Origin of the sequence: Leclercia sp. UBA2479 (genome assembly GCF_002341985.1) — a bacterium.
In the GTDB taxonomy this organism is placed as follows: Bacteria; Pseudomonadota; Gammaproteobacteria; order Enterobacterales; family Enterobacteriaceae; genus Enterobacter; species Enterobacter pneumoniae.
Window position 1 is genome coordinate 146,153 of record NZ_DDPB01000001.1, and the last position, 17,026, is coordinate 163,178.

17 protein-coding genes are annotated in these 17,026 nt (G+C 55.7%); 8 read left to right on the forward strand and 9 right to left on the reverse strand.

Annotation, left to right across the window (positions count from 1 at the left end):
* Positions 1-5: 5 nt before the first annotated feature.
* From B3B59_RS00680 to B3B59_RS00695, 4 genes are all read right to left on the reverse strand, one after another.
* Complete coding sequence (locus B3B59_RS00680; RefSeq protein ID WP_207292706.1) at positions 6-1,703, reverse strand: ShlB/FhaC/HecB family hemolysin secretion/activation protein; 1,698 nt, start codon at positions 1,701-1,703, stop codon at positions 6-8.
* 291 nt (positions 1,704-1,994) lie between these two features.
* Entirely contained in the window at positions 1,995-2,795 is an 801-nt protein-coding gene (gene nlpA, locus B3B59_RS00685; protein ID WP_046886327.1) for a lipoprotein NlpA, read from the reverse strand.
* A gap of 118 nt (positions 2,796-2,913) precedes the next feature.
* On the reverse strand, positions 2,914-3,051 hold the full coding sequence (locus B3B59_RS00690) for a hypothetical protein (protein WP_154298902.1): 138 nt from the start codon (positions 3,049-3,051) through the stop codon (positions 2,914-2,916).
* 92 nt (positions 3,052-3,143) lie between these two features.
* Complete coding sequence (locus tag B3B59_RS00695; protein ID WP_207292704.1) at positions 3,144-4,631, reverse strand: MDR family MFS transporter; 1,488 nt, start codon at positions 4,629-4,631, stop codon at positions 3,144-3,146.
* Positions 4,632-4,709: 78 nt separating this feature from the next.
* Between B3B59_RS00695 and B3B59_RS00700 the strand changes: the two genes are divergently transcribed.
* A complete protein-coding gene (locus B3B59_RS00700) occupies positions 4,710-5,357 on the forward strand; it encodes a TetR/AcrR family transcriptional regulator (RefSeq protein ID WP_286807896.1) in 648 nt (215 codons plus the stop codon).
* Here the strand turns inward: B3B59_RS00700 and B3B59_RS00705 are convergent.
* Positions 5,354-5,770 carry a GNAT family N-acetyltransferase gene (locus B3B59_RS00705; RefSeq protein WP_040077786.1) on the reverse strand — a complete coding sequence of 139 codons (417 nt, stop codon included), beginning with the start codon at positions 5,768-5,770 and terminating at the stop codon, positions 5,354-5,356. The two genes, B3B59_RS00700 and B3B59_RS00705, sit on opposite strands and share 4 nt — an antisense overlap.
* A 221-nt stretch (positions 5,771-5,991) precedes the next feature.
* On the opposite strand from B3B59_RS00705, the gene B3B59_RS00710 reads away from it, so the two are divergent.
* The gene (locus B3B59_RS00710) at positions 5,992-6,288 is read left to right on the forward strand and encodes a YicS family protein (RefSeq protein ID WP_040077784.1); all 297 of its coding nucleotides are present in this window, start codon (positions 5,992-5,994) and stop codon (positions 6,286-6,288) included.
* 27 nt (positions 6,289-6,315) lie between these two features.
* Here the strand turns inward: B3B59_RS00710 and B3B59_RS00715 are convergent, their stop codons facing one another.
* Complete coding sequence (locus B3B59_RS00715) at positions 6,316-7,269, reverse strand: LacI family DNA-binding transcriptional regulator (protein ID WP_040077783.1); 954 nt, start codon at positions 7,267-7,269, stop codon at positions 6,316-6,318.
* 292 nt (positions 7,270-7,561) lie between these two features.
* Here B3B59_RS00715 and B3B59_RS00720 point away from each other — a divergent pair, with 292 nt between their 5' ends.
* The 6 genes from B3B59_RS00720 to B3B59_RS00745 all read left to right on the forward strand — a co-directional run bounded on the left by B3B59_RS00720 (position 7,562) and on the right by B3B59_RS00745 (position 13,502).
* Positions 7,562-7,876: a PTS sugar transporter subunit IIB gene (locus B3B59_RS00720; RefSeq protein WP_040077780.1), complete on the forward strand. Its 315-nt coding sequence runs from the start codon at positions 7,562-7,564 to the stop codon at positions 7,874-7,876.
* 12 nt (positions 7,877-7,888) lie between these two features.
* A complete protein-coding gene (locus B3B59_RS00725) occupies positions 7,889-9,214 on the forward strand; it encodes a PTS sugar transporter subunit IIC (RefSeq protein WP_040077779.1) in 1,326 nt (441 codons plus the stop codon).
* Positions 9,215-9,231: 17 nt separating this feature from the next.
* Positions 9,232-10,620: a glycoside hydrolase family 1 protein gene (locus tag B3B59_RS00730; RefSeq protein ID WP_286807898.1), complete on the forward strand. Its 1,389-nt coding sequence runs from the start codon at positions 9,232-9,234 to the stop codon at positions 10,618-10,620.
* 6 nt (positions 10,621-10,626) lie between these two features.
* On the forward strand, positions 10,627-10,929 hold the full coding sequence (locus tag B3B59_RS00735) for a PTS lactose/cellobiose transporter subunit IIA (RefSeq protein ID WP_040077777.1): 303 nt from the start codon (positions 10,627-10,629) through the stop codon (positions 10,927-10,929).
* A gap of 139 nt (positions 10,930-11,068) precedes the next feature.
* Complete coding sequence (locus tag B3B59_RS00740) at positions 11,069-12,448, forward strand: carbohydrate porin (protein ID WP_046886332.1); 1,380 nt, start codon at positions 11,069-11,071, stop codon at positions 12,446-12,448.
* A 148-nt stretch (positions 12,449-12,596) separates the two neighbouring features.
* On the forward strand, positions 12,597-13,502 hold the full coding sequence (locus B3B59_RS00745; RefSeq protein ID WP_040077775.1) for an EamA family transporter: 906 nt from the start codon (positions 12,597-12,599) through the stop codon (positions 13,500-13,502).
* Positions 13,503-13,604: 102 nt separating this feature from the next.
* Here B3B59_RS00745 and nepI read toward each other — a convergent pair whose 3' ends face one another.
* The 3 genes from nepI to uhpT all read right to left on the reverse strand — a co-directional run bounded on the left by nepI (position 13,605) and on the right by uhpT (position 17,006).
* Positions 13,605-14,792 carry a purine ribonucleoside efflux pump NepI gene (gene nepI, locus B3B59_RS00750; RefSeq protein WP_212478204.1) on the reverse strand — a complete coding sequence of 396 codons (1,188 nt, stop codon included), beginning with the start codon at positions 14,790-14,792 and terminating at the stop codon, positions 13,605-13,607.
* A gap of 132 nt (positions 14,793-14,924) precedes the next feature.
* Positions 14,925-15,377, reverse strand: coding sequence for a DUF1198 domain-containing protein (locus tag B3B59_RS00755; RefSeq protein ID WP_040077773.1), 453 nt, complete (start codon positions 15,375-15,377; stop codon positions 14,925-14,927).
* 231 nt (positions 15,378-15,608) lie between these two features.
* Positions 15,609-17,006 carry a hexose-6-phosphate:phosphate antiporter gene (gene uhpT / locus B3B59_RS00760; RefSeq protein ID WP_006177624.1) on the reverse strand — a complete coding sequence of 466 codons (1,398 nt, stop codon included), beginning with the start codon at positions 17,004-17,006 and terminating at the stop codon, positions 15,609-15,611.
* Positions 17,007-17,026: the final 20 nt, after the last annotated feature.

Here is a 17,026-nt window from a genome sequence, read left to right on the forward strand (position 1 = left end):
TTCTCTTAAAGCATAAAGGCGATACGCCAGTTAACAGTCACATGATCCGGGCCCAGCCAGTCGGGGTAGTGCAGCGGTGTGCCCACTGAGATCTGGCTGCTGTACCCGCGTCCGGCGCTGCTTAAGCCCACAGACGCGCCCCACAAGGTGCCGGAAGCAAAACGGTCTTCGCGATCTTTTTCCAGCCAGCCGCCATCCACCGCCAGGGTGGCGTTCACCTGGCCGATAAACGGCAGGGTAAACAGCGAATAGCCCAGTTCATTACGCCAGTAGCCGCCGTTATCACCAGAGAGGTACTGCTCTTTAAACCCACGCACTGAGCTTTCTCCCCCCAGCGTGAGCCGCTCGGCGCCGTAAAGGCGATCCGGCGACCACTGACCGTAGGCGCTGGTCAACCACCACAAGTTATTGGTGAGCGGACGCTGGAAGCTGGCGTTCAGGCTCCATTTGCGAAACTCGGCGCGCGGTTCATCACCGGTTTTATCTTCGTCCGTTTCGGCGTTGAACCAGGGCATGCCGTGGCTCCAGGTGGGGTTGAAAGTGGCGACGCCGCCCGCCAGTTTTTGCGTGTGAGTGATGCCAAGGATCAGGCTGGAAAGATTGCGGGTACTGCTTTGCAGCGGGGCGTCATTCAGCCAGTTGCGGCTTGAGCGCTGCACCATGCCCGCCGCGAGACCGGTTTTAATATCGCCATTGCGATAGACGACCCAGGAGGCATTAACACGGTGAGTTTTGGTATCGCCGGTCGAGATCCAGTCAAACCCCATATTATCGATGGTGGTGCGGTAGTTGCTCCACGCGTAGCTGTAATCCAGCAGCCCGTAGCCGAACGGCAGGCTTACTCCCGCCTGGAAATTTTGCGCGTCGTAGCGGGTGGCAAAATCACTGCTTCGACCGCCGCTGATAAACCACTGGTCTGCCAGACCTAACATATTATTGGCATACAGCGCACCATTCAGCTGATTCTCTCCGGTACTCTCTTGCCCGCTATTATCCAGACTGATAGTTGCCCTTAACGGAAATTCGGGTTTCGCCGTAAGATTTACCACTGAATATTCCGGTTGCGATCCGGGTAATATATCGATCTGCACCGGTTCGGCACGCAAACGGTTAATTTGCTCCATGCCTTGTTCAATATCGCGTAAATTGAGGATGCGCCCTGTCCGACCCGGAAAAGCCATCTTTAGCATTAGCGGGGTTTTGCCCTCAAGGCGAATCGCTTCCAGCTTCCCTTCCAGCACTACAATATTTAACTGACCGTGGGAGAGATCTTGTTCGGTCAAAAATGCCCGGCTGGTGATATAGCCGCGGCTAATATACCAGTCAGAAATATGGGTGGTTAATTCGTTTATTTTCACCTGATCCAGACAGCGATTTAGCCAGGGCTCTACCAGCCGCTTACGGGCTTTTTCAGCGATTACGGTAGCGCCTGAAAGAGTAATCGTATGGATGGTGAAGCAAGGCCCGGAGCCTTGCGCGGCGGGCTGCGGCCGGGTGGGGGCTGGAAGGGGGATACTGCGTTCCAGTTCATCTCGCTGCTGCTGATTTTGTATTAAAAGCTGTTGTTGTTGCTGCTGAATGGTATCGCGATCGGCAGGCGACAGCGGGGCCGCTTTCACCGGGAGAGATAAAAGTGCGACCATCAAGATAAGGATATAGTTACTGGCGGAAATTATTCCACCTTTGTGCATAAGGGTGCTCATCCGTGCCCTGAAAATAAACCCTAATAAAAGAGAGTTATTAATATAGGACGAGTCTAATTTGAGTTATATAAAATTTAACTTATGTCACAGACTAAAATTAATTATGTGAATTACGTCAGGTTTTAATAATATTAGCGAGAAGGATATTTAATATATCCTCAGTTCGTTCTTACTCAATAACGTATTTTCAGGAGGAGAGTAAAATCACCCTCCTGAATTATTCAGATTCGCTTTATTGATACTTTAGTCATGCTAACACCCGCTAAATTCAGCAGCGGGTTATTCACGTGATTACCAGCCAGGCACCGCGCCGCCATTAAAGATCTTCTCCGCCGCTTTCGCCACCTCCGGCGACTGGTAAGCGTGGATAAACGCTTTGACGTTCTCGGCGTCTTTATTGTCTTCCCGTGCGACCACGATATTCACATAGGGCGAGTTTTTGTCTTCAATAAATATCCCATCATGCACCGGCGACAGCCCGGTTTGTTGCAGATAGGTGGTGCTGATAATGGCCACATCGACTTTTGGATCATCCAGCACGCGCGGCAGTTGCGCCCCTTCCAGCTCCATGATGTTCAGCTTCTTCGGGTTAGCCGTGATGTCCAGCGCGGTGGGCAGCAGACCGATGTCCGGTTTAAGGGTAATCAGCTTCTCTTTTTGCAGCAGCAACAGGGCACGCCCCAGGTTGGTTGGGTCGTTGGGAATCGCGATGGTGGCACCATCTTTCAGTTCAGCCACTGATGTGATCTTGCGGGAATAGCCTGCCATCGGGAAGACAAAGGTATTTCCCACCGCCACCAGCTTATAACCGTGCGCTTTATTATCTTCCGCAAGGAACGGACGATGCTGGAAGACGTTGGCATCCAGTTCGCCGTGGTCAGTTGCATCGTTCGGCAGCAGCGAGCCGCTAAAGCCGACCAGCTCCACATCCAGGCCGTATTTCTCTTTCGCCACCTTTTTGGCGACCTCTGCCACTTCCTGCTCGGCGCCGTTAATCACGCCGACTTTAATGTGTTTAGCATTACTGCCGCCCTGATCGCAGCCCGCCAGCAGCAGGCCCGCAAGAAGAAGTGCACCCAATCGACGTTTCACCAGCCGGTTCCTTTTGATAAATGTTTACCCGACTATATCGGTAACCCAGCGGCAGGCTAAAAAACGAAAAGGAATCAAACAGAAGAAAAAGATATATGCCGCTCAGCGGTGCTTTTTCTCATGGCAAGCAGCCACGCTTTGCGGGCAACGCCAGCGCCTGGTAATGCGACGTCTCACCGTAGCCGACGCGGGCAATCCCTTGCCAGACGGCCTGCTGAAACAGGCTGCCCGGCGTATCCAGGGTCTTAAAGTTCATGGGTCTCTCCGGTTGTGAGCAGTGAGTCCAGAGTGGCGTTTTCACCTCTGTGCTCACAACCGAAAAATGGACGACCATTTTTTTGCGCTAGCTTACGCCTGACTTTTGCGTAACGGCGCTTCGCGCAAGAACCATGACAGCACAAACGCCAGCACCATAATCCCTGCCGCCATGATAAATACCGCGTGAATGGCGGAGCCAAAGGCATCCAGATAGTCCGCCCTGAGGGCATCCGGCAGATGGTGGATAGCGTCAGGATCCAGCCCTCGCGGCAGTTCACTGCCTTCGGGAATGCGTGCCATTAGCCCTGATTGCAGTTGATGGGTAAATACCGCGCCAAACAGCGCCACACCAATCGCCCCGCCGATGGAGCGGAACAAGGTGACGCCCGACGTCGCCACACCGTACTGGCTGGACGAGACGCTGTTCTGCACCGCCAGCACCAACACCTGCATCACCAGCCCCAGACCCATCCCCAGCACGCCGGTGAAGAGATACAGCTGCCAGGTGGGGGAGTCGATGGTGATCCGCGTGAGCAGCGCCATGCCGATCACCCCCAGCAGGGTACCGAGGATCGGGAACAGGCGGTACTTGCCGGTACGGCTGATAATGCGCCCGCTGATGATGGAGGTCAGCAGCAGACCGCCCATCAGCGGGATCAGCTGTAATCCGGCCTGGGTTGGCGTGGCCTCTTTCACAATTTGCAGATACAGCGGCAGGAAGGTCACTGAACCGAACAGCGACATCCCGATGATGAAGCCAATCAGGCTACACAGCAGGAAGCTGCGATCGCGAAAGAGCGAGAGCGGGATAATCGGCTCCCAGGCCAGACGCTCTTCATAGATAAATCCGGCAATCCCCGTCAGGCCGAAGGCCAGAATGCACCACAGCTGTGGGTCGCTCCAGGAGCGTACCGTTCCCCCTTCGCTGGTGAAGAGGATGATACAGAGCAGCGCCATGCTGAGGTAAATTGCCCCGAGATAGTCGATTTCATGTTTGTTTCGTTTGGTATTGCTGTGGAACACCGCGCCGATCACCAGCAGGGCAAACAGCCCCAGCGGCAGATTAATGTAGAAGATCCAGCGCCACGAGGCATGCTGCACGATAAACCCGCCGATCAGCGGCCCAATCACCGTTGCCAGCCCAAATACGCCGCCGAAGAGCCCCTGATAGCGGCCACGCTCGGCAGGCGGGATCACATCGGCCACCGCTGCCATGCTGATCACCATCAGTCCGCCGCCGCCCAGCCCCTGCAGGGCACGCATCAGCACCAGTTGCGTCATGTTTTGCGCCAGTCCGCACAGGGCCGAGCCCAGCAGGAAGAGCACAATCGCAATCTGCAGTACGATTTTTCGGCCAAACAGATCGCCGAACTTGCCATACAGTGGCACCACAATGGTGGAGCTCAGAATGTAGGCCGTCACGACCCAGGAGAGTTTATCCAGCCCGCCCAGCTCACCCACGATAGTGGGCAGCGCCGTGGAAACGATGGTTTGATCGAGGGCAGACAGCAGCATCACCAGCAGTAGCGCGCTGAACAAGAGCTTTATCGAAGGGGGCTTTTGCGCGTCAGGCATCATAAGAGACCGCTTGAAATTAATTAATGAGATAATTAATATTCAATGAAGTTATGAATACGGTCAAGGGATCGCTCCAGCATGTCAGCACATAAAGATAATTCTGAACCGCGCCGCCCCGGTCGCCCTCGCGGGGGCAAACGCGCCGCCACCAGCCGCGAGCAGTTGCTGGACATTGCGCTGGATCTCTTTTCTCGTCAGGGGATCGCCAACACCTCTTTAAACGCCATCGCCAAAGAGGCGGGCGTAACGCCGGCGATGCTGCATTACTATTTTAACTCACGCGAACAGCTGCTGGATGCGATGATTGAGGAGCGTTTTCTGCCGCTGCGCAGCACCATCGCTGCCACCTTTAGCGCCCATCCCGACGATCCGGTGGCTTCCCTGACCCTGATGGTCCAAACGCTGGCGAGCCTCGCCGGTCAGCATCACTGGTTTGCGCCGCTGTGGATGCAGGAGGTGATCGGTGAAATGCCGGTTTTACGCGCCCATTTGCGAAATCGAGTGGGTGAAGATAACTACTCCGTGACGCTTGCCACGCTGAAGCGCTGGCAGCAGGAGGGGAAACTGAACCGCGAACTGGCTCCGGAGCTGCTGTTTACCACGCTGTTAAGCCTGGTGCTGGTGCCCTTCGCGAGAAGGCGTAATGACGAGAGGTTAAGCGCCCTCTCGTCTGCACAGATTGTGCGCCACGCCTTAGCGGTGATGGGCCAGGGCATTGGCGCTTAAAGCGCTTTGGTCAGATAGTGGCGCTGCATCCCCTGGTTCGGGAAATCGGGCAACGTCATCTGGAGTTGATAACCCAGCTTTTCGTAGAAGGGCCGCGCCTGGAAACTGACGGTATCCACCAGCGCATTCAGGCAACCTTTGCGCTTCGCCTCTTCTTCGGCGGCCAGCATGATCTGGCTGCCTACACCACTGCCACGCACCGCGCTGCTCACCCACACATAGCTGATATCCAGCCACTCCCCTTTGCGACGCCCAATAACCCCGCCGATGAGGGTACCGTCGTCATCGCGGGCAAAGACCGCCAGATCGCCCCAGGTGCGGGTATCGACAAACTGCTCGTTATAGGCGCGCAGCCCGGTTAATAACGCTTCCTGATCGTCGGCGGTGATGGTATCGACAATATCTAGCTGCATCCTGTTTTCCCTCATTTTTTTATCGTTACCCTAAGTTCGCGCAACGGCAGAAAGGAGACAATAAATTTTTGTTGGCGCCCAAGAATTTGGCAAAAAGTGCGGCTACGCTTTTAACGTTTAGTCGCCGGAATGCGCAAATTCATACTTTCCACCTGGATCGCATCGGCGAATGTAACGATATATTTCAAATGGAATGCCGTGGTTATCAACCGGAGGTCAACATGAAGTCAGCACACCTGTTTTGCCTGATAGTCTGTCTGCTTTTTGCCGCCTTCGCCCATGCGCAAGACAACGACGATCCCGCCAAACTCGAACAGAAAAAACAGCTGATTTTGAAAGATGTGAAAAAAGCCTGCGCCCCGCAGCGTAAACAGTCTGACTCGGAGTGGCAGGCGATGATTATGTCTTCAGAGGCGAATAAGCTCTTGATGCGCAACGCCATGCTGGCGGTAGATCGTAACAACCAGGAGGCCTACTGGGACGCCGTCAGCCGCATGGACTGCATGGAGGATTATTAAGCGTGAAGCGGGCTTCACGCTTGCTGATTAACGTTTACGTATTTCAGGAATAATTAAATCGCCCCGCAGAACCCAGGATTCCAGCATCTGGGTTTTTTCGTTCAGCCAGCTCACAATGCGTGCAGCCATCGCATCCATCGAGTATTCAATCGCCGGAATGGTTGGGATACCCGGTAAATGCAGGGAGCCAGCCAGACTGAAGACCATGATGTCACCCGGTACGGACTTGTTAAACGCCTGCAGCTGCGGGATCACCCGCTGCGCCTCTTGCTCATCAGCAACCAGTAAGGCGTTGAAGTTCAGCGTGCTCGCATTGTTCAGCAACTCCTGCAACGCCACGGATGACGAGGTGGCCTCCATAAAGACCAGGTTGCGATTAAAGGGCAGGAAGTTTTTCTCCAGCGCGTGCTTGTAGCCCAGCAGCACCTGATCGGCAAAGCCGCTACCCTGCGGATGGATCAGCGCTATCTGGCGGCGCCCCTGGCTGGTGAGGAAATTACAGGCGGTTTCTGCGGCGAACGCGTGATCGAACTGAATGCTGTTGACGTTATCCGCCGCCTGCATGCAGTCCACCAGAATGACATTTTCCTGATCGACACTCAGCGGAAAACGGGCGCCAATAATGAGAATGTCGTCGCACAACCCACACGAAAGCTCTTCAAGCGCGTTCATCACCTCGGCTTTGGTGTTGGCAAAACGCAACAGCAGATGCTTTTGATGCTGACTAAGCTGTTTTTCCAGCGCGTACAGGTAACCAGTGCTCTGGTTGATATTATCCTGCGCACAGATCACCCCGATACAGCCGGTTGACTGGCTCAGCAGCGACTGCGCAATCACATTGGGTCGATAGTTCAGCTCATCCACCGCTTTCAAAACGGCCTGACGGCTGGCTTCCTTTACACCGCGCGACCCGCTCAACACCCGTGATACCGTGGCTTTGGACACCCCGGCCAGACGTGATACATCGTTGATTGTAGACATCTTTCTCCCCTGACAGGACGGCCCCGCCCTGCAAATTCCATTACCGCATTGGCTCACATTTTAGCCAAAAAGAAGTATATCCGTTTCCGTTTTCTATGGAAACCGATTTTCCGTTTCCACTCATTTTGATGCAAAACACGCCAAATAGTGTGACACCGATCGTGATAATTAGCGCCATAAGTAACGGATATTGATAGCTGTCACACTTCTGTCTTTTATAAATGGAAACCGGTTTCCGCATGATGTCCAATCAGACCCGCAATAACTTTTTACATTTAGAGGATGGTCGTCGATGTTCAAGATAATGCTGTGTTGTTCTGCCGGAATGTCCACCAGCCTGCTGGTCAGGAAAATGGTTGAAGCGGCGGATGAGCGAGGTCTGCCGGTGAAGATTGATGCGTACGGCGTGGCCGAATTTGATACGCAGTTTCCGCAATACCAGGTGGTACTTCTCGGACCACAAGTGAAATACATGATAAAGACGCTGTCAGACAAGGCTGCTACGCAAGGCATTCCGGTGCAGGCCATCGATATGATGGACTACGGCATGCAGCGTGGTGATAAGGTGCTGGATTACGCTCTGTCGCTCATTGAAGCGGCACACTAAGAAGGTGTTCTCATGAGTTCGTTATATCAGTCTATGGTTGCCGTCATTGAGCAGTCCATTACCCCGCTGGCGGCGAAGCTTGGCCAGCAGAAGTATGTGATTGCCATCCGCGACGGCTTTACCGCCGCGCTGCCGTTCATGATCATCGGCTCGTTTATGCTGGTGTTTATCTTCCCGCCGTTCTCAGCGGACACCACCAACAGCTTTGCCCGCGGCTGGCTGGATTTCTCCCAGACCTACCGCGAACAGCTGATGCTGCCCTTCAACCTCAGCATGGGCGTAATGACTTTCTTTATCTCGGTGGGTATCGGCGCGAGCCTGGGTCGTCAGTTTAACCTCGACCCGGTGATGTCTGGCCTGCTGGCGTTTATGGCATTCTTGCTGGTGGCTGCGCCCTATGCCGATGGCAAAATCTCCACCCAGTATCTGTCGGGCCAGGGGATTTTCACCGCGCTGATCACCGCCATCTACTCCACCCGCGTCTATGCGTGGCTGAAGCAGAACAACGTCACCATCCGCCTGCCAAAAGAGGTGCCGACCGGGGTGGCCCGTTCGTTTGAGATCCTGATCCCGGTGATGGTGGTGATCGGTACGCTGCACCCGCTGAACCTGTTCATTGAAGCGCAGACCGGCATGATTATTCCCCAGGCGATTATGCACCTGCTGGAACCGCTGGTTTCGGCGTCTGACTCCTTGCCTGCCATTCTGCTCTCTGTGCTGCTGTGCCAGATCTTCTGGTTCGCAGGCATCCACGGCTCGCTGATTGTGACCGGCATCATGAACCCGTTCTGGATGGCAAACCTCTCTGCAAACCAGGCCGCACTGGCCGCAGGGGCTGCCCTGCCACACGTATACCTGCAGGGGTTCTGGGATCACTACCTGCTGATTGGCGGCGTCGGTTCTACCCTTCCGCTGGCGTTCCTGCTGCTGCGCAGCCGCGTCACCCATCTGCGTACCATTGGCAAAATGGGCGTGGTGCCAAGCTTCTTTAACATCAACGAACCGATCCTGTTCGGTGCGCCGATCATCATGAACCCGATGCTGTTTATCCCGTTCGTGTTTGTGCCGCTGGTGAATGCGTGTCTGGCCTACGGTGCTACTAAGCTCGGCTGGCTGGCGCAGGTGGTGTCGTTAACCCCATGGACCACGCCGGCACCGATTGGCGCCTCATGGGCGGCCAACTGGGCATTGAGCCCGGTGGTGATGTGCGTGGTGTGCATGGTGATGTCGGCGCTGATGTACCTGCCTTTCCTGCGCGCTTATGAGCGTACGTTGGTGAAAAACGAAGAGCAAAAAGCCCAGGCGGCTGTTGTAGGCGCTGAGCCGGCCAGTAACTAAGTTAAAGAGGAAGCATTATGAACTACTCATTTCCCGAGAACTTTTGGTGGGGTAGCGCAAGCTCCGCGCTGCAAACCGAAGGGGAGAGCCAGGGCGGCGGCAAGGGATTGACCACCTGGGATCACTGGTTTAGCCAGCAACCAAACCGTTTCCATCAGGGTATAGGGCCGCAACAGACATCGACCTTTTACCAGAACTGGAAAGCGGATATTCAGCTGCTGAAAACGTTGAACCACAACAGCTTTCGCACCTCGATTAGCTGGGCGCGTTTGATCCCTGATGGCATCGGTGAAGTGAACCCTGAGGCGGTCACGTTTTACAATCAGGTGATCGATGAACTGATTGAGCAGGGCATCACGCCGTTTATCTGCCTGTTCCACTTCGACATGCCGATGGCGATGCAGGAGATTGGCGGCTGGGAAAACCGCGACGTGGTGGCTGCCTATGGCCGCTATGCGCAGACCTGTTTCAAACTGTTTGGCGACCGGGTGTTGCACTGGTTTACCTTCAACGAGCCAATTGTGCCGGTTGAAGGGGGCTATCTGTACGATTTCCACTATCCCAACGTGGTGGATTTCCGTCGTGCGGCGACCGTGGCGTATCACACCGTGCTGGCCCACGCCCACGCGGTGCGCGCCTTCCGCACCGGAAACCATGCCGGTGAGATTGGGATCGTACTCAACCTGACCCCGTCATATCCCCGTTCGCAGCATCCGGCGGATGTGAAAGCGGCGCATATTGCCGACCTGATGTTTAACCGGAGCTTCCTCGACCCGGTGCTACGCGGGAAATACCCGGCCGACCTGGTGGCGCTGCTGAAGTCTTACGATCAGCTGCCTGCCTGCCAGCCTGAGGACAGCAACCTGATTGCCGACGGGCGTATCGATCTGCTGGGCATTAACTACTATCAACCGCGTCGCGTGAAGTGTCGTGACAGTGCGGTGAACCCTCAGGCGCCGTTTATGCCGGAGTGGTTCTTTGATAACTACGAAATGCCCGGCCGGAAGATGAACCCGTATCGCGGTTGGGAAATCTATGAACCGGGTATTTACGATATTCTCGTTAATCTGCGTGATAATTATGACAACCCGCGCTGCTTTATTTCTGAAAACGGCATGGGCGTAGAAAACGAACAACGATTTATCGAAGCCGGACAAATAAACGACCAGTATCGTATCGAATTTATTTCCGAACATCTTAAATGGCTGCATAAAGGCATTAGCGAAGGGGCAAACTGCCTTGGTTACCATATGTGGACATTTATCGATAACTGGTCATGGTGCAATGCGTATAAAAACCGCTACGGCTTTATTCAGCTGGATTTAGCGACGCAGCAGCGCACGATAAAGAAAAGTGGAGAGTGGTTTGCCGCTACCTCTCTGAATAATGGTTTTGAAAAAGAGTAATCACTCATGATCGCATTAGAAGAAGCCGTAATGGAAATTATCGTTAACGCCGGTCAGTCGCGCAGCCTGTGCTTTGAAGCGCTGCACGCCGCGCGTAATGGCGATATTGATGAAGCCAAAAGCCTGCTGCGCGAAGCCGATGGCTACGCGCGTCAGGCGCACCATATGCAGACCAAACTCATTGAGCAGGATGCAGGCGAAGCCCGTCAGCCGATGACGTTAATTATGGTGCATGCCCAGGATCATTTAATGAACTCGCTACTGGCGCGTGAATTATCCGAAGAAATTATTCATTTATATCAGAGATAATCTATGGCGAAAAAACGGTAATGTAATACCTCTGTACCTAATAATAGAAATCCACTTGTTCTGATGATAGCGACATATTCTGTCAGATCGGAGCGGGATGGTTATTGTCTGAATAAAATTAAACTATATTGAGATAACCATGAACACAATTAAAAAACTTCCATTAACAATGGCGGTTATCGCCGCGCTTTGCCCAATTTCTGTACTCGCACAGGAGTTCACTCAAGAGCAAATCGACGCCATTGTGGCCAAAGCGGTGGATAAAGCCCTGGCAGAACGTCAGGCAAAAATGGATGCTGCGGTGGCGAAAAAAGCCGACGTGGTCACCGAGCCGCAAAGCGCGGCGCAGTCGCCGGATATGGCTATTCCGTTCGGGGTTAAATTTACCGGTTATGCCCGCTATGGCGCCCATTTCCAGGCCGCCGATCAAAAATACGTAGCGGTGGATGGCTCCTATAACGGTGCGTCGGCAATTGGTCGTCTGGGTAACGAAGGCAACGGCGGTGAATTCCAGCTCTCCAAAGCCTTTAAAGGCGATAACGGCGCCATCTGGGACATCAACGTGATGATCGACCACTGGGGCGACGAAGTTAACCTGAAAAAAGCCTATGCGGGCGTCACCAACATTATGGCGTCCAACCCGAACGCCTACTTCTGGGCCGGTCGTGACTTCCACCAGCGTCCGCAGCAGGGTATCAACGACTACTTCTGGATGAACCACGATGGCCAGGGCGCCGGGGTGAAGAACTTCGACATTGGCGGCGTGCAGTTTGACGTGGCGACCGTGGCGGCCGTGGAATCCTGTAGCCCGGAAGTGATGGAAGACGAAGCGAACCCATCGCGCATCACCTGTACCGGCGGTTCCGGCACGGGCGACAAAGGTAACTACGCGGCCACCTCTAAAATCCACGGCATGAAGCTCGGCCCGATCGACCTGGAGCTGTATGCCAACTACGGCTTTGACTCGAAAGCGATCGACAGTGAAGAGCGTCTGAAGGCCTGGCAGGGTGGCGTGGTGCTGAGCCACACCAACGACAGCGGCGTGAACAAAGTGATTGCCCGTTACTCTGATAACTCGGATAACAGCGTCTTCAACAAGACCGAGGATCTGACCACGGTCTACGCCAGCTTCGAAGGGCTGCATAAATTCACCCAGGCCACCCAGGTAGAGTACATCCTCGCCTTCCACGACTATGACAATAGCCGCGACGGCACCGATAACCGCAAGAACTACAACGCCATTGTCCGACCAATGCACTGGTGGAACGACGTCCACTCGACCTGGCTGGAAGCGGGCTGGCAGCACGTTGATTACGACAACGGCGGCGATAACAAAGGCTGGAAACTGACCCTGTCGCAGAACATGTCTATCGCCATGGGGCCAGAGTTCCGTCCGATGCTGCGCTTCTACGTCACCGGCGGCAAGGTGGATAACGAACGTACCGCCCGCGTGAACGGTACCCAGGACGAGACGCTTGACGATTTCAACGTCGGCGCCATGTGGGAAGCCTGGTTCTAAGGTAAATGCAAAACGGCAACGCCAGTTGCCGTTTTTAGTCTTTGCCCCCTCTCCCCGTGGGAGAGGGCCGGGGTGAGGGCACCAGATCGCACCAAACCCACCAATCCTCATGTTATGCTACAAAAAAACCAACATAACAGGGGAGAACATGGGTTCCACACGTAAAGGGATGCTCAACGTCCTGATCGCTGCCGTTTTATGGGGAAGTTCAGGCGTTTGCGCGCAGTACATCATGGAGAAAAGCCACATCTCTTCACCTTATCTGACCATGGTTCGCCTGCTGTTTACCGGGGTGATCCTGCTGACGCTCTCCTTCGTTCACGGCGACAAAATTTTCTCGGTCATCAAAAACCGCAAGGACGCCATCAGCCTGCTATTTTTCTCGCTGGTCGGCGCGCTCACCGTGCAGCTCACCTTCCTGCTGACGATTGAAAAATCCAACGCTGCCACCGCCACCGTGCTGCAGTTCCTGTCGCCAACCATTATCGTGGCGTGGTTCGCACTGGCGCGGAAAAAGCGCCCCGGCCTGTTTGTGTTATCCGCGATATTCACGTCGCTTGTCGGCACCTTCCTGCTGGTGACGCACGGCGACCCGACGTCGCTCTCAATCTCGCCTGCCGCGCTGTTCTTCGGCATCGCCTCGGCCTTTGCTGCGGCGTTCTATACCACCTACCCGTCAACGCTGATCGCCCGCTACGGTACGCTGCCGATCGTCGGCTGGAGCATGTTGATTGCGGGACTGGTGCTGACGCCGTTCTACGCGGGGCGCGGCACCACCTTTGCGTTCGACGGTAGCCTGCTGCTGGCGTTCTTCTATCTGGTGGTGATCGGTACGGCGCTGACGTTCAGCCTGTATCTGAAAGGGGCACAGATGATCGGCGGGCCAAAGGCGAGCATCCTGAGCTGCGCCGAACCGCTGAGTAGTGCATTGCTGTCGGTGATCCTGCTGGGCGTGGCCTTCACCCTGCCGGACTGGCTGGGCACGCTGCTGATTGTCTCGTCGGTGATACTGATTTCGATGGATTCGAGAAGACGGGTGCAGACATCAGCCTGATATCCCCTCACCCTAACCCTCTCCCCAAAGGGGCGAGGGGATTGTCCGGTGCGGTCTTTTCACCCTCGCCCCTTTGGGGAGAGGGCCGGGGTGAGGGGTAATTTACGACTTTGCCCTCACCTTCGCTGCCACCAGCAACGCCGTCATCAGCATCAGCGTACCGGAAATCACCAGCGGTGAGGTCAGCCCCAGATGGTCGAGCGCCACCCCGCCCACCGCCGCGCCGCAGGTGTTCGCCAGCTGGATCACCGCTACCTGAATCGACCCCGCTTTTTCCGCCTGATCGGCCAGCGAGCGGGTGATCCACGTCGACCAGCCCACCGGCACCAGTGCAAAGGCGAAGCCCCAGATAATGGCGATCGCCGAGGCGACCCACTTGTCGCTGCCCCACAGAATCAGCACGGCGGCGCTGATCGCCAGCACCAGCGGCGCACCGGCCAGCGCCACCTTGAGGGAGCGTTTCAGGAACTGCGCCGACAGCGAGGTGCCGACAAAGCTGGCAATACCGAAGCTCAGCAGCACCAGCGTCAGGCCATCCACGTCAAAGCCGGCCATGGTCATAAACACCGGGCGGATGTAGGTGAAGAAGGCAAACTGCCCGGCGAAGGCCATAAAGATGGCGGTCATCCCCGCCAGCACGCCCGGACGTTTCAACAGCGTAAACATGTTCTGTTTGTGATGCGCCGCTTCACCCGGCAGCGACGGCAACGCTTTCCATACCCAGATAATGCAGAGCAGGCCCATCACCGCCGCGGCGTTAAAGACATTACGCCAGCCGATAATCCCGCCGAGAAAACTGCCCAGCGGCGCGGCAATTACCAGCGCGATGGAGACCGCGCCGAAAATCACGGACAGCGCTTTAGGCACCGTGCGGGCGGGCACCAGGCGCATGGTCAGCGAGGCCGACATCGCCCAGAAGCCGCCGAGCCCTAACCCCAGACAGGCGCGCCCGAGCAAAAGCAGGCTAAAGCTATTGGCGAAGGAGACCAGCAGGCAGGATGCCGTCAGCAGCACGCTGAAGAGAATGACCACTTTGCGGCGGTCGATGGTGCCAATTGCCTGGGTAATAAAGAGGCTGGCGAACATCGCCACAAAGGCGGTGACGGTAACGGACTGCCCCGCCACACCTTCCGAAATACCCAGATCCTGCGCCATCGGCGTCAGCAGGCTGACCGGCAGAAACTCAACGGTAATCAGGCAGGCCACGCAGAACGCCACCGAGAAAACCGCCGACCAGTTGGGCCGGGCGACCTCTTTAGCGTGGGGAGCGGGCTGAATATGTTCTGTCATGACGTCACCTGAAGATAAAAATGTGCGGAAAAGTCGCGCAGTTTATCATCAAAAGTGTGACGAATTTAACGTTTCGACAACTTTTGCCGGGGTTTGCCGGCTGACGTGGTGCTGGCCCCGGCCCGCAAGGCCTCAGTGAAGGTAAAACACACCCTCTTCCGGCAGGAAAAGTTGGTTATAGCGCAGCTGGAAGGCGTTCAGCTCCTGCGGATCGGGGTCCATTTCGCGCATAAAGCCAAGGGCCAGGCGGATCTGCGCATCGGTGAGCGGTGCGGCGAGACGGGCTTTACGCAGCAGGCGATGCCAGCTGAGCAGATTTTGTTCACTGCCATCAACAATACACACCTGCCAGATCAACAGCACCTGGGCCGCGTTTTGCAGATGCGCCTCGTCCGGGCGCTCGAGGTAGCGGATAAACTCATTTCCGGACGTTTTACCAAACTGGTCGATCATCGACTCGACCGTCACCAGCGAAATGCCCAGACGTTCACTTAAACGTTTGATGGCGCGGCGAGAATCGGAGGTCAGGATACGAAATCCTATGACAAACACGACTATGAGGGTCGCCAGCATTATCCAGATCATGAGTTCTCCTAAGTAACAGCCGCTCATAATATCGGGAAAAGCAGCGTGGTCGCCAGCAGACAACGTCATATAAGTGAACTGAAATTACGTAGAAAACCGCGGCCTTTCGATTGTGCTTCGCACCGGGCGAGGCGAGCATGGGGTCAAATTGCACACCAGAGGCGCTACAGCCTTACCGACAAACCATAAAAAAGCCCGGCATCACACCGGGCAAAGAGGTCACCTGCACACTCAGGCTGCTTTCAATTTCTGTTTCTGCGCACGATTCTCACGGCGGATTTTACGTTCTTCCAGCACCGCGACCATCGCCATCAGGACGATACAGCCGATGGCGGCGGCGTCCAGCGCGGCGAAGGTGCCTGCCCAGCCGGTGAGGCCAAAGACCGGCGTGCCGTCGGCGATCATCCCCAGACCGAGCTTGGCGAAGCTGTCGCCGATCAGGTAAGCGAAGGTGCCCTTAATCCCATCGGCGGCGCCGATCGCTTTTTTCGGCACAAAACCGACCGCCGCCACGCCAATCAGCAGCTGCGGACCAAACACCAGGAAGCCGAGCGCGAACAGAGAGGCAAGGTACACATACTGGTTGCTGGCGTGCTGGTATACGCCGAGCGTGGCGATAATCAGCGCCAGCGCCACGCAGGCCACCAGCGCGCGACGCCCATTGGCGAGGTCAGAGAGCCAGCCCCACAGCAGCGTGCCGACCAGCGCACCCACTTCAAACAGGGTAAAGCCCTGAATTGCCACTTCTTTCGAGAGTTTCAGCTCCTGGAAGGCGTACACGGTTGACCACTGGTCGATACCGATACGCACCACGTACAGGAAGATGTTCGAGAAGCATAGCAGCCAGATCACCTTGTTTTTCAACACGTACTCAACAAAGATCTGCCATTTGGTCATCTCGTTTTCTTCGGTCTCTTTATCCTCTTCGCTGATCTCCTCACCGAACAGCTCTTCGGCTTTGCCGAGGCCGTAGGATTCCGGGGAGTCGCTGCCGAAGCGCAGGCCGATAAAGCCGACGATCAGGGCGATAATCGACGGGAAGATAAACATACCGATGACGTGACCGTCGAACAGATAGTTGGCGCCGAACAGCGCCACGCCTGCCGCGCCCGCTCCGCCGAGGTTGTGGGAGATGTTCCACATGCCGAGGTACGAGCCACGCTTGCGGCGCGGGGTCCATTTGGTGATGGTCGAGTAGCTGCACGACCCGCCGGTACTCTGGAAGAAGCCGCTCAGGGCGTAGAAAGCGATCATCAGGAACAGGCTGACGGAGCCTGAACCCATGCTGGCGCTGAAGCCAAGCATACAGATGGCGGAGAGGATCAGCATAAACGGCAGGAACTGCTTGGTGTTTTTGCCGTCCGCGTAGTAGGAGACCAGCGTTTTCCCCACGCCATAAGTGATGGAGAAACCCAGGCCAATCATCCCCAGCTGCGTCATGCTCAGCCCGTAGGTTGAGATCATGTCGTTCTGCGCGATGTTAAAGTTCTTGCGGATCAGGTACATGGTCAGGTAGCCGATAAAGACCACCAGGTAAGACTGCATGAAGGGTTTGAACCACATTTTGCGCCGCACATCGAGCGGCAGATCCAGGGTCGGCTTGCGCACCTGGTTAAGGAAGGCCAGCATGGGTTGCTCCTGAGCTGATT

Bases quoted from the DNA above. Each gene is read 5' to 3' on its own strand.
- B3B59_RS00680 (WP_207292706.1), bottom strand. From the start codon at position 1,703: ATGAGCACCCTTATGCACAAAGGTGGAATAATTTCCGCCAGTAACTAT.
- B3B59_RS00690 (WP_154298902.1), bottom strand. From the start codon at position 3,051: ATGAACTTTAAGACCCTGGATACGCCGGGCAGCCTGTTTCAGCAGGCC.
- B3B59_RS00695 (WP_207292704.1), bottom strand. From the start codon at position 4,631: ATGATGCCTGACGCGCAAAAGCCCCCTTCGATAAAGCTCTTGTTCAGC.
- B3B59_RS00700 (WP_286807896.1), top strand. From the start codon at position 4,710: ATGTCAGCACATAAAGATAATTCTGAACCGCGCCGCCCCGGTCGCCCT.
- B3B59_RS00705 (WP_040077786.1), bottom strand. From the start codon at position 5,770: ATGCAGCTAGATATTGTCGATACCATCACCGCCGACGATCAGGAAGCG.
- B3B59_RS00710 (WP_040077784.1), top strand. From the start codon at position 5,992: ATGAAGTCAGCACACCTGTTTTGCCTGATAGTCTGTCTGCTTTTTGCC.
- B3B59_RS00715 (WP_040077783.1), bottom strand. From the start codon at position 7,269: ATGTCTACAATCAACGATGTATCACGTCTGGCCGGGGTGTCCAAAGCC.
- B3B59_RS00720 (WP_040077780.1), top strand. From the start codon at position 7,562: ATGTTCAAGATAATGCTGTGTTGTTCTGCCGGAATGTCCACCAGCCTG.
- B3B59_RS00725 (WP_040077779.1), top strand. From the start codon at position 7,889: ATGAGTTCGTTATATCAGTCTATGGTTGCCGTCATTGAGCAGTCCATT.
- B3B59_RS00730 (WP_286807898.1), top strand. From the start codon at position 9,232: ATGAACTACTCATTTCCCGAGAACTTTTGGTGGGGTAGCGCAAGCTCC.
- B3B59_RS00735 (WP_040077777.1), top strand. From the start codon at position 10,627: ATGATCGCATTAGAAGAAGCCGTAATGGAAATTATCGTTAACGCCGGT.
- B3B59_RS00740 (WP_046886332.1), top strand. From the start codon at position 11,069: ATGAACACAATTAAAAAACTTCCATTAACAATGGCGGTTATCGCCGCG.
- B3B59_RS00745 (WP_040077775.1), top strand. From the start codon at position 12,597: ATGGGTTCCACACGTAAAGGGATGCTCAACGTCCTGATCGCTGCCGTT.
- nepI (WP_212478204.1), bottom strand. From the start codon at position 14,792: ATGACAGAACATATTCAGCCCGCTCCCCACGCTAAAGAGGTCGCCCGG.
- B3B59_RS00755 (WP_040077773.1), bottom strand. From the start codon at position 15,377: ATGATCTGGATAATGCTGGCGACCCTCATAGTCGTGTTTGTCATAGGA.
- uhpT (WP_006177624.1), bottom strand. From the start codon at position 17,006: ATGCTGGCCTTCCTTAACCAGGTGCGCAAGCCGACCCTGGATCTGCCG.